Genomic DNA, 14,181 nt, shown 5'->3' with positions numbered 1-14,181 from the left:
CATCTGCCCATGCATCTGCACGTGAACAGAGCTATGATCCGGGTCAGTTGACCACTGCATCTATGGCCACTTCAGCCACTGCACGACCGGGGAGCGACCTGTGGACCACGACGTGTACGACGTGGATGACGTGTACAACGGCATGGCTGACGACGTGTACAACGGCATGGCCGCGACCGCGCTGAACGGGGTGGCCTGGCAGAAGAGCCGGCACAGCAACTCGCAGGGTTCCTGCGTGGAGTTCGCACGGCTGCCCGGCGGTGACGTGGCGGTGCGGAACTCGCGGTTCCCCGAAGGGCCCGCGCTCGTCTACACACGCGCCGAGATAGAAGCGATGCTCCTGGGCATCAAGGACGGCGAGTTCGACCACCTGATCGCGAGCTGATGCCGGGCAGCTGAGCCCGCGACCTGGCGCGACGGTCACTCAACGTCGCGTAACGCGCGTAGAACCGCGGCGCCAAAAGGCGCCGCGGTTCGTCATTCGGCGGGAACGGCGGCCGGGGTGCCCGGCGGGCTCAGCCGGAACAGCGCCCACACGACCTTGCCGCTGAGGGTGCCCGCGAGCGGGTGCCAGCCCCAGCCGTCGGCGAACGAGTCGACCAGGAACAGCCCGCGGCCCGACTCGGCCGAGAAGTCCTCGGAGTCACCCGCGACCGGACTGTCGTGACTGGGGTCGCGCACCGCGCACACCAGACGTGAGGTCCACCGCATCAAGTGCAGCCGCACGGGCGGGCCTTGATCGTCCTTGCGGGGGGTGTCCGAGGTGTCAAGAGGTGCGGCCCGCAGGGCCTCGTTGGAAGGGTGGTGGCGGGAGAGGGGCAGGCCGTGCCGCAGCGCGTTGGTGACGAGCTCGGAGACCACCAGGCAGACGTCGTCGAAGCGGTCGCCGATGTCCCACTGGTCCAGCGTTCTGCGGGTGAACTTCCGTGCTTCGCGCACCGCTTCGTAGCGGGCGGGCAGGGCGCAGGAAGCGGCGTCGGACACGGCCGCGGGATCGAGCGGCGGAAGTCCCTGCCGTAAGGGCTCGAGCATGGTCGATCCATTCGTCCCCATGCGAGGCACTCCCGGGTGTTCGCGGTCGTTGCGATGCAGCGGTGGCGCGAGGACCATGGTTCCGAATGCGTACAGCAGATGCAAGGGCAGATGCACGTGCACGCGCCCGAATTGGACCTTCCTCTACCGGTTCTTGAGCATTTCTTCTGCCACCTTCTTCCCTCTTGTTGTCCCTCTCCTGATCTTTTCCTGTGTGACTCCTTTGGCTACTTTCCGTTTCCGTAATCGAACGAGTACTGCTTGAAGTGTTTTAGTGGCAGACTTCGGCCCCGGAAGACGGTTGGGGAGGCGGACGAACGTGAGCGCTGGTGAGTCGAGCGGCTCGGTGGTGCGGCGCATGCTGCTGGGGTCACATCTGCGGCGCCTGCGAGAGGCGCGTGGCATCACCCGGGAAGCGGCCGGTTACTCGATCCGTGCCTCCGAATCGAAGATCAGCCGCATGGAGTTGGGACGGGTGAGCTTCAAAACGCGCGACGTCGAGGATCTGCTGACGCTCTACGGCGTCACCGACGAGGCGGAGCGCACCTCCCTGGTCTCGCTCGCCAAGGAAGCCAACGTCGCCGGCTGGTGGCACAGCTACTCCGACGTCCTGCCCAGCTGGTTCCCGACCTATGTCGGCCTCGAAGGCGCGGCCCACCTGATCCGCTCGTACGAAGTGCAGTTCGTGCACGGCCTGTTGCAGACCGAGGCGTACGCGCACGCGGTCGTCGCGCGCGGCATGCGGGGCGCGTCCGTCGCCGACATCGACCGGCGTGTGGCGCTGCGCCTGGAGCGCCAGAAGTACCTCGTCTCCGAGAACGCCCCGGAGTTCCACATCGTCCTCGACGAGGCCGCGCTGCGCCGCCCGTACGGCGACCGCGAGGTGATGCGGGGCCAACTCCAGCATCTGATCGAGGTGTCGGAGCGTCCCAACGTACGGCTTCAGATCATGCCGTTCAGCTTCGGCGGCCACTCCGGGGAGAGCGGCTCCTTCACCATCCTGAGCTTCCCGGAGTCCGACCTGTCGGACGTCGTCTATCTGGAGCAGCTCACCAGCGCGCTCTACCTGGACAAACGCGAGGACGTCACCCAGTACGAGGGCGCGCTCAAGCAGCTGCAACAGGACAGTCCCGGCCCGTCCGAGAGCCGCGACCTGCTCCGGGGCCTGCTCCAGCTCTCCTGAGGGCCTTCACGGGTTCTCCGGAGCTGTTCTCCAACTCCCTTGAAACACAAGTACGATGACGTCTGATCAGGCGTTGATCGGATGTCTGCCTCGGCAGCGCAGGGACTGAGGGATTGAGGGAGCACATGTCGTCCTACTTCACCGACCTGGCTCAGCAGTACATCGACGGCGAGTGGCGCCCGGGCACCGGCTCCTGGGACATCATCGACTTCAACCCGTACGACGGCGAGAAGCTGGCCTCGATCACGATAGCCACGGTGGACGAGGTCGACGAGGCCTACCGGGCGGCCGAGCGTGCCCAGAAGGCCTGGGGCGCGACCAACGCGTACACCCGGCGCGCGGTCTTCGAGAAGGCGCTGCGGATCATCGAGGAGCGCGAGGCCGAGATCACCGAGGCGATCATCGCCGAACTCGGCGGCACGCACCTCAAGGCCGGCTTCGAACTGCACCTCGCCAAGGAGTTCCTGCGCGAGTCGGTCCAGCTGGCGTTGCGCCCCGAGGGCAAGATCCTCCCCTCGCCGACCGACGGCAAGGAGAACCGCCTCTACAAGGTCCCCGTAGGCGTGGTCGGCGTCATCAGCCCCTTCAACTTCCCCTTCCTGCTCTCGCTGAAGTCCGTCGCGCCCGCCCTCGCGCTCGGCAACGCCGTGGTCCTCAAGCCGCACCAGAACACCCCGATCGTCGGCGGCTCGCTCGTCGCCAAGGTCTTCGAGGACGCGGGCCTGCCGGGCGGTCTCCTCAACGTCGTCATCACCGACATAGCCGAGATAGGCGACGCCTTCATCGAGCACCCGGTCCCGAAGGTCATCTCCTTCACCGGCTCCGACAAGGTCGGCCGCCACGTCGCCACCGTCTGCGCCGCCAACTTCAAGCGCTCGGTCCTCGAACTCGGCGGCAACAGCGCGTTCGTGGTCCTGGACGACGCGGACCTCGACTACGCGGTCGACGCGGCCGTCTTCAGCCGGTACGTCCACCAGGGCCAGGTCTGCATGGCCGCCAACCGCATCCTCGTGGACCGGTCGATCGAGGCCGAGTTCACCGAGAAGTTCGTCGCCAAGGTCAGGAAGCTGAAGGTCGGCGACCCCAGCGACCCGCAGACGATCATCGGCCCGGTCATCAACTCCTCGCAGGCGGACGCGATTTCGGGCGCCGTCGAGCAGGCGATCGCCGAGGGTGCCACGGCCCTCGTGCACGGGACGACGACCGACAACCTGGTCGAGCCCTCCGTCCTGACGGACGTCCCCGCCGACTCCGCCCTCCTCCGGCAGGAGATCTTCGGGCCGGTCGCGTTCCTCATCCCCTTCGACGGCGAGGAGGAGGCGGTCCGCATCGCCAACGACACGCCGTACGGGCTGAGCGGCGCCGTCCACACGGGCGACATCGAGCGCGGCGTGAACTTCGCCAAGCAGATCGACACCGGCATGTTTCACGTCAACGACGGCACCGTGCACGACGAACCGCTGGTCCCCTTCGGCGGCGAGAAGCACTCCGGCATCGGCCGCCTGAACGGCGAGACGGCCGTCGACTCCTTCACCACCCAGAAGTGGATCTCGGTCCAGCACGGGCGCAGCTTCTTCCCGTTCTGAGCCTTCGGCCCAGACGCCCGGCAGCTGGAGGACCTCGAGGACGGCGCGACTCCAGGCGGGCGAGAGACAGGGCGGGCAGGGCACGTCCTGGAGCCGGCCTCGTGCGCCCTAGGCTGGACCGCATGTCAGCGATCCGTCTCCTCGTGCTCGGCGCCGTCCGCCAGCACGGGCGGGCCCACGGCTACCAGGTGCGCAACGACCTGGAGTACTGGGGCGCGCACGAGTGGTCCAACGCCAAGCCCGGCTCGATCTACCACGCGCTCAAGCAGATGGCGAAGCAGGGACTGCTGCACGCCCACGAGATCGCCCCGTCCACGGCCGGCGGCCCGCCGCGCACCGAGTACGAGATCACCGACAAGGGCACCGAGGAGTTCCTGGCGCTGCTGCGCGAGTCCCTGACGTCGTACGACCAGAAGATGGACGTCCGGTCGGCGGCGATCGGCTTCATCGTCGACCTGCCGAGGGGCGAGGCGGTGGCGCTCCTGGAGGAGCGGATCCGGAAGATCGAGGAGTGGCGGGCCGCCGTCACCGAGCACTATGTGCCCGAGGACGGCCCCGAACAGCTCGGCCACATCGGCGAGATCATGAACCTCTGGGTGCACTCCGCCGACGCCGACGCCGAGTGGACGCGCGGCCTGATCGCCCGGATCGAGGGCGGGGCCTACACGTTCGCGGGGGAGGGCGAGCCGTTCGTCGGGGTTCTGGCGGAGGGCGAGGAGAACCCGTACGCGACGGGGACCCCGCATCCCGGGGACCGCGGCTAATCAAGTTTGACGAATGGGTCTGCCGGGGTTACTTTCGAGAGGTAGTCAAGTTTGACTAGCGAGGGAGAGGGTGCAGTGGCCGACGCGGCGATCACCGTCGAAGGGGCACGCAAGAAGTACGGCGGGACACAGGCACTGGACGGGCTCGACCTGCTGGTCGGCCGCGGCACCGTGCACGGGGTGCTCGGCCCCAACGGCGCGGGCAAGACGACCCTGGTCCGGGTCCTGACCACGCTGCTGCGGCCCGATGCGGGCCGTGTCGAGGTCGCCGGGCACGACGTGGTCCGCGAGGCCCGCCGGGTACGGCCGCGCATCGGCCTGCTCGGCCAGCACGCCGCGCTCGACGAGGCACTCGGCGGCCGGCAGAACCTGGAGATGTTCGGGCGGCTCTTCCACCTCGGCGCCCGGCACGCGCGCGTGCGGGCCGACGAGCTCCTCGCGCGCTTCGGTCTCGCGGACACCGGCCGCAAGGCGGTCAAGCAGTACAGCGGCGGCATGCGGCGCCGCCTGGACCTCGCCGCCTCCCTCATCACCGACCCGGAGGTGCTCTTCCTGGACGAGCCGACGACCGGGCTCGACCCGCGCGGCCGCACGGAGGTGTGGGCGGCGGTGCGCTCCCTGGTCGGCGGCGGCACCACGGTCCTGCTCACCACCCAATACCTGGAGGAGGCCGACCAGCTCGCCGACCGGATCTCGGTCGTCGACCACGGCCGTGTCATCGCGGACGGCACGGCGGACGAGCTGAAGGCCCGCACCGGCGGCGACCACATCGACGTGGTGCTGCGGGACGGTGGCCAACTGGGCGCGGCGGTAGCCCTGTTGCCGTTCCCCGCGGAGGGCGTCTCGGTGGACGCCGACCGCCGTCTGCTCAGCGCCCCGGTCACCGACCGCATGGCGGCGCTCGCCGGAGCCGTACGCGCCCTGGAGGAGGCCGGGATCGAGGCGGAGGACATCGCCCTGCGGCGGCCGACGCTGGACGAGGTGTTCCTGCACCTCACGGGGGACGACCAGCGAGTGAAGGAGGCCGTGTGAGCACGACGTACGAAGGAGGCCGCGTGAGTAGGTACGAGACCGGCCGCCCGGGGGCGTACGCCCTCGCCGACTGCTGGACCATGACCCGCCGCGAACTCGCCCACTGGGCACGGCAACCGGTTCAGGTGGTCGTCGCTCTCGCCTTCCCCGTGATGCTGCTGCTGATGTTCGGCTATCTGATCGGCGGTGGCCGGGGCGTCGAGGGCGACTACGTCGACTATCTGGTCCCCGGCATGCTCGCGCTCACCATGGCCTTCGGCCTGGAGGGCACGATGCTCGCCGTCACCCAGGACCTCGACAAGGGCGTGATCGACCGCTTCAGGGCGATGCCCATGGCCAACGGCGCGGTCCTGGTGGGCCGTTCCGCGGCCGACATGCTCCAGTCGGGGCTCGGCCTCGCCGTCCTGATCGGTGTCGGGTACGCGATCGGCTGGCGCCCCCACGGCAGCCCGGGCGCCTTCCTGGGAGCCGTCGGGCTGCTCCTTCTGTTCCGTTTCGCGATGCTGTGGATCGGCATCGAGCTGGCGCTGGTCGCCGGGAAGCCGGAGCTGGTCCAAGCCGTCCAGATCCTGGTCTGGCCGGTCGGCTTCCTGTCCAACGCCTTCGCGACCCCCGACTCGATGCCCGGCTGGCTGGGCGCGGCGGTCGAGTGGAACCCGATGTCCCGGACGGCGACGGCGGTACGCGACCTGTTCGGCGGCCCGGGCGGCGAGCCGGGGCACGTGTGGGCGGCGGTGATCTGGCCGCTGGCCCTGCTGGCGGTGTTCTTTCCGCTGGCGGTACGGCGGTTCGGGCGGCTCAGTGTGTAGTGGGGGTCAGGCCTCCATCAGGCTGCGCAGGTCGATGTCGACCGGAAAGGGGACGACGGTGGTGAGCTTGTCGGTGTGGACCGGGCGGTCAGGGCGCGGGATCAAGACCCCGCTGTCCTCGTCGAGCCAGAACTGGTGCACCTCCGGAACGTCGTCCTCGCCGCGCTCGACGCGCCAGTAGTGGGCGATTCCGGCCTCGGCGTACATGCCGGGCTTGCGGAAGCGGTCGTCGGTGCGTGAACCAGGGGAGACGATCTCGATGGCGAGGACGACGCTCGCGACGGGCGTGCAGTCCATGGTGCGGATGTCGACCTCGGTCTTGTCGTACACGACGATGTCCGGCCTCGGGACATTGTGATCATCGAACTGGGTCCAGCGCTCGACGTCGGTTCCGTATGGGGGGCGCTGGGCGCTCCTCAGCCGGAAGTACAACTCGTTCCGGACCCGGTCGTGCCACCACGTCGTCACCCCACGTACCACGATGTTCCCATCCACGAGATCCCAGTCGAACGGGACGTCCAGTTCCTTGACCTGGTCCCATGTCCAGCCCTCCTCGGGCGGGTACATCCAGTTCTCGGAGGTGGCCCGCAACGCCTGCTCGCCGGTGTGTGCCTCTGCGGCCATGACTGCTCCCATGAAGGAGATCGTGAGTGGTGGTGCTCTCAGCTGTTCCCCGTACGACAGTAGTGTCACTCGCCGGAGTGAGGGGACAACGTTCCTGCGGCTCTAGTGGTGGAAGCTCGTCGCCCTGTCCTTGTCGCGGGTCAACGGGTGCTGCTGGCGGCGCAGTTCGGGCAGCAGGCGGGTCAGGTCCTCCAGGAAGAGGTCGGAGAGATCGGTCGTGAAGCCGTTGCGGCACACCACGCGCAGCACGGAGAGGTCCTCGCGGTTCGCCGGGAACGTGTACGCGGGCAGCAGCCAGCCGTGCTCCCGCATACGCCGGGACACGTCGAAGACGTCGTACGCGGTCACCTCGGGCGCCGTCGTGAAGGCGAACACCGGCAACTCGTCGCCCCTGGTGAGGAGGGTGAAGTCGCCCAGCGCCTCGATGCGCTGGGCCAGGCCGCGGGCCACGTCCCGGGTGGTCTGCTGCACGGCCCGGTAGCCCTCACGGCCGAGGCGCAGGAACGTGTAGTACTGCGCCACGACCTGCGCGCCCGGCCGGGAGAAGTTGAGCGCGAAGGTAGGCATGTCACCGCCCAGGTAGTTGACCCGGAAGACGAGTTCCTCCGGCAGTTCGGCCGGCGACCGCCACAGCGCCCAGCCGACACCCGGGTAGACCAGGCCGTATTTGTGTCCCGAGGTGTTGATGGACGACACCCTCGGCAGCCGGAAGTCCCAGACCAGGTCCTCGTCGATGAAGGGAGCGATCATCGCTCCGGAGGCGCCGTCGACATGGACGGGGATGTCCAGGCCCGTACGTTCCTGGAGCTCGTCGAGGACCGCGCACAGCTCGGCGATCGGCTCGTACGACCCGTCGAAGGTGGACCCGAGGATGCCCACCACGCCGATGGTGTTCTCGTCGCAGAGGTCGGCCGCCGCCCGCGGGTCGAGGTGGAACCGGTCGCCCTCCATGGGGACCTGGCGCGCCTCGACCTCCCAGAAGTTGCAGAACTTCTCCCAGCAGACCTGGACGTTGACGCCCATCACCAGATTCGGGCGGGCCGCGGGATAGCGGTCGGCGTTGCGCTGGGTCCACCGCCGCTTCAGCGCCATCCCGGCGAGCATGCACGCCTCGCTCGATCCGGTGGTCGAACAGCCCACCACCGCCGCCGGATCCGGCGCGTTCCACAGGTCGGCGAGCATCGCCACACAGCGCCGCTCCAGCTCGGCCGTGCGCGGGTACTCGTCCTTGTCGATCATGTTCTTGTCCCGGCACTCCGACATCAGGACGCCGGCCTGCGGTTCCATCCAGGTGGTGACGAAGGTGGCGAGATTCAGCCGGGAGTTGCCGTCCAGCATGAGCTCGTCATGGACGATCTGGTACGCGGTCGTGGGCGGCAGCGGGGTCTCGGGGAGCCGGTGTTTGGGCGGGGCCTCGACCATGCCGCTGACCGGATTCGTCTCCCCGTAGAAGGGGTTGACGGACATCGGGCGCTCGTCGGGCTTCGCGTGGCCTTTGTGGAGCGGCATGGGGTCTCCTCGTGTGCTAGCGGACCGGGGTTCCGTCGTCGTGAAGCTGCATCTGGGGCCTGCCGGTCACCAGCAGCCAGGCCGGCAGCGACGCGATGCACAGCAGGGCGATGATCGAGGGAGAGGCCACCAGGACGGCGGCCGTGAACAGACTCACCCAGCCCTGCCGGGTGATCGCAAGGAGCATGCCCAGCACCCCCGCGGCGACACCGAGCGCCGGGTGGACGGCGGGCACCAGGGCGTGGGCGCACAGGCCGAAGGCGGCGCCGATGAAGACCGACGGGAAGATCCGGCCGCCGCGGAACCCGCAGGACGCGGCGACGAGCAGCGCCGCCAGCTTCACCACCGTCATCGTGGCGAACTGCCCGGCCGACCAGCCCTCGGGGTCCTGGGCCAGCTCCGCGACCTCGTCGAGGCCCTTGAAGAGCGTCAGATGCCCGCCGAGGGCGCCCAGCAGGCCCAGCACGAGCCCGCCCACCGGAAGCGCCACCATGGGGTGCCTGAGCCGTGCGAAGGCGCCGTGGACGTACGGGAAGGCGTAGACCGCGAGCATGCCGAACAGGGCGGCGGCGGAGGCCACCACGAGCGCGGCCAGCACGTCCCGCCAGGTGGGCCGCCCCAGGGCGGGCAGGTGGAGATCGAAGGTCGGATGGGACACCACGGTGGTCGTGATGGCGCCCGCGGCGGCGGCCGCCAGCGGCGCGAAGAGGTTGTCCCACAGCAGGCCCTTCAGCTGCTGCCCGGCGAGCGCTTCGGAGAGGAGCAGCGCCGCCGCGACCGGCGTCCCGAACAGCGCGCCGATCGTCCCCGCCTCGGCCAGCGCCGCCCACAGACCGCCCGGCAGCCGCGGCGCGAGCCTGCGGCCCAGCCAGAACGCGAGCGCGACGTTGGTGGCGATGACCGGGTTCTCGGGCCCCAGACTCGGCCCGCCGGCCAGCATCAGCGCGGTCGCCACCAGCAGGCCCGGCAGGACGACGGGCGGCATCGGCGCCGCCGCCAGACCGAGGGTCGCCGGATCGGGGCCCGCGTGTCCCGGCGCCTTCCAGACGACCAGCCCGACCATTACGCCCGTCGCGGTGAGGACGACGAGCATCCAGAACACGGAGTACCGGCCGATGCCCAGCGCGTCGGGCAGGTTCCCCCACAGGACGCCCTGGAGCTTCTCGGCGAGCGCGCTCACCCCGACGAACAACAGACTGGCCGCGACCCCGACGACGAGCGCGGGGAGGATCAGCGGCAGCAGCGACCGCGCGGGGGTCGCCCGGGCGGTGGTCCGTGTCCGCCGGGCCGCGTGGTGGGTCACGCGGTCACCCTAAGCGGGCAAACAGGACATCACATCCGGAGGATCTCGGGTCCCCGCCCCCCCCGCATCGGCAGCACCGGACCCGACGGCGCCTGCGCAGAATTGCGCTTGCACCTCACGTGACGTGAGGGCTCAGCCTGAAGCGCGTACCGAGAGAAGGAGCGGAAGTGAGCTACTCAGTGGGCCAGGTCGCCGGTTTCGCCGGGGTCACGGTGCGCACGCTGCACCACTACGACGAGATCGGCCTGCTCGTACCCAGCGAGCGCAGCCACGCGGGCCATCGGCGCTACAGCGACGCCGACCTCGACCGGCTGCAGCAGATCCTGTTCTACCGAGAGCTCGGCTTCCCGCTCGACGAGGTCGCCGCCCTGCTCGACGACCCGGAAGCGGACCCGCGCGCGCATCTGCGCCGCCAGCACGAGCTGCTGACCGCCCGGATCGAGAAGCTGCAGAAGATGGCCGCGGCCGTGGAGCACGCCATGGAGGCCCGCAAGATGGGCATCAATCTCACGCCCGAGGAGAGGTTCGAGGTCTTCGGCGACAAGGATCCCGAGCAGTACGCCGAGGAGGTGGAGCAGCGCTGGGGTGGCACGGAGGAGTACGCCGAGTCGCAGCGCCGGGCCGCCCGCTACACCAAGGACGACTGGAAGCGCATCCAGGCCGAGGCCGACGCCTGGAGCGAGCGCTACCAGGCCCTGATGGACGCCGCCGAGCCGCCGACCGGCGAGGCGGCCATGGATCTGGCGGAGGAGCACCGGCAGCACATCCGCACGTGGTTCTACGACTGTTCGTACGAACTCCACGGCTGTATCGCCGGGATGTACGTGTCCGACGAGCGCTTCAAGGCGTCCTACGACTCCATGCGGCCGGGCCTCGCCGAGCACCTGAGGGACGCGATCGTGGCGAACGTGGCACGGCACGCGGGAGAGCGCTGACGACGGCGGCGGGCGCGGGAAGCCTGACGGCGGCCCGCGGGGGAAGCCCGGCGTAAGGGGCGTCCGCTACGGCGGGCGCCCCTTACCTGCGTTACGTGCGTTACCTGCGTTACGTGCGCTGCGCGCGTCACGTGCGTGCGGCTACCGGCTACTCCTTGGCCAGGACCACCGCCGTCCCGTACGCGCACACCTCCGTCCCCACGTCCGCCGCCTCCGTCACGTCGAAACGGAACATCAGCACGCCATTGGCGCCCCGCGCGCGTGCCTGCTCGACGAGCCGCTCCATGGCCTGGTTGCGGGTCTGCACGAGCGTCTTGGTGAGCCCCTTGAGCTCACCGCCGATCATCGACTTCAGACCCGCGCCGATCTGGCTGCCCAGGTGCCGGGAGCGCACGGTGAGGCCGAAGACCTCGCCGATGACCTGCTGGACGCGGTAACCGGGTACGTCGTTCGTCGTCACGACCAGGACGTCCGACTGGGGTCCCTGGCCGCCGCCGTATTCATCGATGCCCATGGCTCACAGCTTTGTCCCAGTGAACCCACAGTGCATCCTGGAGACACCGGTGGAACCTGGGGCCGACACATTGCGTTGGTAGCTTTGTGCGGCCGTACCAGGACGCCGAATCTTCCTCCACCCCTTCAGGAGCCCGGAACCGTGACGACGCTTGCCCTTGGTCCAAGCTGGCTGGATCCGAACTCGCTCCTGGACAACTTCGGCCTCTGGGGCCTGCTGCTCGTCGTCTTCGCCGAGTCCGGCCTGCTCATCGGCTTCTTCCTGCCGGGCGACTCGCTGCTGTTCACCTGCGGCCTGCTGATCACGTCGCACCAGCTGGACTTCCCGCTGTGGGCGGCCGTCGCCCTGATCTGCGTCGCCGCGATCCTCGGCGACCAGGCGGGCTATCTCTTCGGCAAGAAGGTCGGCCCCTCGCTCTTCACCCGCCCGGACTCCCGCCTCTTCAAGCAGGAGAACGTGGTCAAGGCCCACGAGTTCTTCGAGAAGTACGGGCCCAAGTCGCTGGTCCTGGCCCGCTTCGTGCCCATCGTGCGCACGTTCACGCCGATCATCGCCGGCGTCAGCGGCATGAAGTACCGCTCGTTCATCACCTTCAACATCATCGGTGGCGTCCTGTGGGGCGCGGGCGTCACCCTGCTCGGCTCCTGGCTGGGCAACATCGACTTCGTCCACAAGAACATCGAAGCGATCCTGATCTTGATCGTCCTCGTCTCGGTGGTCCCGATCATGATCGAGTTCCTGCGCGCCCGCTCCAAGGCCAAGAAGAACCCGCCGCAGGAGCCCGCCTCCCCGGCGCACACCGCCGCGGCCCGGGCTCAGGCCGCGCCCCCGGCCATGGACGACGCGACGACCCAACTGCGCCGCGTACCTCCGGTCCACCAGGACCAGCAGCCGTACGGCCACCAGGACCAGCAGCCGTACGGCCACCAGGACCAGCAGCCGTACGGCCACCAGGACCAGGGCTACCCGCCCCAGCAGCAGTACCAGGAGCCGTACCCGCAGCAGCAGTACCAGGACCCGTACCAGCAGCCGTACGGCTACGGCCAGGGCCAGTACCCCCAGGACCACCAGCAGCAGCCGTACGCGGGAGACCAGGGTTACTACGACCAGGGCTACCCGCAGAACCGAGGCTGAGCGAGGCGCCCCGACAGGGGCGCGGAGCTGCGACCGGCCACGAGGGACCCGCGGTCGCCGCGTGACAGCAAGCCCCGAGCCGTCAGGCGCCCTGCGCTCAGAACCCGCGCGTCCGCTTGGCGGCCCGCCGCCCCGCCGCGGACGCCCCCGGCACCCGCAGGAACAGCCGGGAGATCTCCGACCCCAGGTTCACGCCGATGGCGATGGCCATGGCCAGCGCCGCAGCCTTCGTCAGGGAGACCAGCCCCTTGTCGACCTCGTTCTGCGCGATCGACAACAGCCCGAAATAGGTGGCCGACCCTGGCAACAGGGGCCCGATCGCCGCGGTGGTGTAGGGCAGCGCCGAAGCGAACCGGTAGCGCGACAGCAGCTGCCCGAACAGCCCCACCAGCCCCGCGGCGACGGCCGTGGAGGCGACCGGCGAGATGCCACCGGCGTAGTGCATCGCCCCGTAGACGGACCAGGCCACGCCCCCGTTCAGCGTCACCGCGAGCACGGTGGACCGTTCCTGCTGGAGCAGGATCGCGAAGGTGAGCGACAGCAGCATGGACGCGGCGATCTGGAGCACGGGCCGCTCGGAGATGCTCAGGGCCTGGTCCGGATTGAGCTCGGCGCCCAATTTCACGCCGAAATAGAGCACCACCAGGACACCGGCGACGATGCCCACGAAGAAGTACATGACTTCGAGCAGACGCGCGGACGCGGTGATGTAGAAGCCGGTCAGCCCGTCCTGCACGCCCGCGACGAGCGCCCGCCCGGGCAGCAGCGCGAACAGCCCACCGGTGATCACGGCGGACGCCTTCACGTCGACGTTCGCGAGCTGCAGCGCGACGCCGATCGCGGCGGCGGGCATCGCGGCCACCGTGAACTGGTAGAACTCCGGCAGCCCGCGGCCCGCGCACAGCCATGCCAGCCGGTCGCCCAGCATCGCGCCGAGCGCCGCGGCGACGAACACGATCGCGTCACCGCCGACGAGCACCGAGGCCGCGCCCGCGAGCAGGCCGCCCGCGGCGGTCAGCCCCCAGCCGGGGTAGGGGTGCCGGTTGCGCCGGATCTCGGCGAGACGCCGGTAGGCCTCCTCCAGGGAGATCTCGTTCTCCGGGGCGCTCAGATCGTCGACGAGCCGGTAGACGGCAGCGAGGCGCGTGTAGTCGGTGCCCCGGCGGCGTACCGTCCGCGACGCCGTCACGGGATCGTCCACCAGGGACGGCTGGTGCGAGATGGAGAGCAGCGTGAAGGTGACGTTCGGCTCGCAGCGGTCGAGCCCGTACGAGCGGCAGACGGCGAACATCGCCGCCTCCACGTCCTCGGCGCCCTCACCGCCCGCGAGCAGCAGCTCGCCGATACGCAGCGTCAGGTCGAGCACACGCGGGACGGCGGGCCCCGACTCGTCCACCTTCCGCACCAGTTCGGGCGCGGGCCGCTCGGTCACCGGCATCCGCAGCATGGTGCGCATCCGGTCCTGCCAGGGCGCGTCCTTGGCCAGGCTGACCACGGGGATGCCGGCCGGCGGGGTGAAGGCGGGCGGAGCGTGCTTCGCGCTGTAGGTGTGCGGGGTGCTGAACGCCGAACCCTCCGCCTCGGCGCCGGGCGACTGCGGCACGTCGAGCCCCTTGGGGAGCGCGAACTCGGACGTCGTCGACGACTCTTCGTCCGCCGTGGGAGGCGCGGGCGTCGCCACACCGGCGGGCTGGGCGAAGGCGCTCCTCGCCTCGTCCGACTGCGGCTTGCGGTCTTCCGCCTCCGGGTCCGCCAC

At 69.6% G+C, this 14,181-nt stretch carries 14 protein-coding genes; 8 read left to right on the top strand and 6 right to left on the bottom strand.

Features of this window, described 5'->3' with window-relative positions:
- Nucleotides 1-100 precede the first annotated feature (100 nt).
- Nucleotides 101-385 (top strand): DUF397 domain-containing protein, encoded by a 285-nt coding sequence (locus ACFVXA_RS17305; protein WP_389467178.1) that lies wholly within the window; start codon nucleotides 101-103, stop codon nucleotides 383-385.
- Between the two features lie 92 nt (nucleotides 386-477).
- Here ACFVXA_RS17305 and ACFVXA_RS17300 read toward each other — a convergent pair whose 3' ends face one another.
- Entirely contained in the window at nucleotides 478-1,053 is a 576-nt protein-coding gene (locus ACFVXA_RS17300; RefSeq protein ID WP_362028423.1) for an ATP-binding protein, read from the bottom strand.
- A 337-nt stretch (nucleotides 1,054-1,390) separates the two neighbouring features.
- On the opposite strand from ACFVXA_RS17300, the gene ACFVXA_RS17295 reads away from it, so the two are divergent.
- From ACFVXA_RS17295 to ACFVXA_RS17275, 5 genes are all read left to right on the top strand, one after another.
- Nucleotides 1,391-2,215 (top strand): helix-turn-helix transcriptional regulator, encoded by an 825-nt coding sequence (locus ACFVXA_RS17295; protein WP_362028634.1) that lies wholly within the window; start codon nucleotides 1,391-1,393, stop codon nucleotides 2,213-2,215.
- Nucleotides 2,216-2,340: 125 nt separating this feature from the next.
- Nucleotides 2,341-3,801: an aldehyde dehydrogenase family protein gene (locus tag ACFVXA_RS17290; protein ID WP_384398757.1), complete on the top strand. Its 1,461-nt coding sequence runs from the start codon at nucleotides 2,341-2,343 to the stop codon at nucleotides 3,799-3,801.
- 122 nt (nucleotides 3,802-3,923) lie between these two features.
- Nucleotides 3,924-4,565 (top strand): PadR family transcriptional regulator, encoded by a 642-nt coding sequence (locus ACFVXA_RS17285; RefSeq protein WP_383739909.1) that lies wholly within the window; start codon nucleotides 3,924-3,926, stop codon nucleotides 4,563-4,565.
- Between the two features lie 75 nt (nucleotides 4,566-4,640).
- The gene (locus ACFVXA_RS17280; RefSeq protein WP_362028431.1) at nucleotides 4,641-5,597 is read left to right on the top strand and encodes an ATP-binding cassette domain-containing protein; all 957 of its coding nucleotides are present in this window, start codon (nucleotides 4,641-4,643) and stop codon (nucleotides 5,595-5,597) included.
- 80 nt (nucleotides 5,598-5,677) lie between these two features.
- Nucleotides 5,678-6,406, top strand: coding sequence for an ABC transporter permease (locus ACFVXA_RS17275; RefSeq protein WP_383740031.1), 729 nt, complete (start codon nucleotides 5,678-5,680; stop codon nucleotides 6,404-6,406).
- Between the two features lie 6 nt (nucleotides 6,407-6,412).
- Here the strand turns inward: ACFVXA_RS17275 and ACFVXA_RS17270 are convergent, their stop codons facing one another.
- The 3 genes from ACFVXA_RS17270 to ACFVXA_RS17260 all read right to left on the bottom strand — a co-directional run bounded on the left by ACFVXA_RS17270 (nucleotide 6,413) and on the right by ACFVXA_RS17260 (nucleotide 9,842).
- Nucleotides 6,413-7,030: a Uma2 family endonuclease gene (locus ACFVXA_RS17270; protein ID WP_362028434.1), complete on the bottom strand. Its 618-nt coding sequence runs from the start codon at nucleotides 7,028-7,030 to the stop codon at nucleotides 6,413-6,415.
- Between the two features lie 102 nt (nucleotides 7,031-7,132).
- Nucleotides 7,133-8,539, bottom strand: a complete 1,407-nt coding sequence (locus ACFVXA_RS17265; protein ID WP_362028436.1) for a glutamate decarboxylase — start codon at nucleotides 8,537-8,539, stop codon at nucleotides 7,133-7,135.
- A 16-nt stretch (nucleotides 8,540-8,555) separates the two neighbouring features.
- Nucleotides 8,556-9,842 (bottom strand): ion channel protein, encoded by a 1,287-nt coding sequence (locus ACFVXA_RS17260; RefSeq protein WP_362028439.1) that lies wholly within the window; start codon nucleotides 9,840-9,842, stop codon nucleotides 8,556-8,558.
- 167 nt (nucleotides 9,843-10,009) lie between these two features.
- Between ACFVXA_RS17260 and ACFVXA_RS17255 the strand changes: the two genes are divergently transcribed.
- Nucleotides 10,010-10,777, top strand: coding sequence for a MerR family transcriptional regulator (locus ACFVXA_RS17255; RefSeq protein WP_362028441.1), 768 nt, complete (start codon nucleotides 10,010-10,012; stop codon nucleotides 10,775-10,777).
- Between the two features lie 148 nt (nucleotides 10,778-10,925).
- Here the strand turns inward: ACFVXA_RS17255 and ACFVXA_RS17250 are convergent, their stop codons facing one another.
- Nucleotides 10,926-11,291, bottom strand: a complete 366-nt coding sequence (locus ACFVXA_RS17250) for a YbjQ family protein (RefSeq protein ID WP_362028444.1) — start codon at nucleotides 11,289-11,291, stop codon at nucleotides 10,926-10,928.
- A 141-nt stretch (nucleotides 11,292-11,432) separates the two neighbouring features.
- Here ACFVXA_RS17250 and ACFVXA_RS17245 point away from each other — a divergent pair, with 141 nt between their 5' ends.
- The gene (locus tag ACFVXA_RS17245; protein WP_390025439.1) at nucleotides 11,433-12,425 is read left to right on the top strand and encodes a VTT domain-containing protein; all 993 of its coding nucleotides are present in this window, start codon (nucleotides 11,433-11,435) and stop codon (nucleotides 12,423-12,425) included.
- A 97-nt stretch (nucleotides 12,426-12,522) separates the two neighbouring features.
- On the opposite strand, the gene ACFVXA_RS17240 is transcribed toward ACFVXA_RS17245, so the two are convergent.
- The gene (locus ACFVXA_RS17240) at nucleotides 12,523-14,181 is read right to left on the bottom strand and encodes a threonine/serine exporter family protein (protein ID WP_383739896.1); all 1,659 of its coding nucleotides are present in this window, start codon (nucleotides 14,179-14,181) and stop codon (nucleotides 12,523-12,525) included.

This window comes from Streptomyces sp. NPDC058246, assembly GCF_042881985.1.
Lineage (GTDB): Bacteria > Actinomycetota > Actinomycetes > Streptomycetales > Streptomycetaceae > Streptomyces.
Note: the sequence above shows the minus strand (reverse complement) of the source record. Positions and strands in the feature narration are given on the sequence as shown.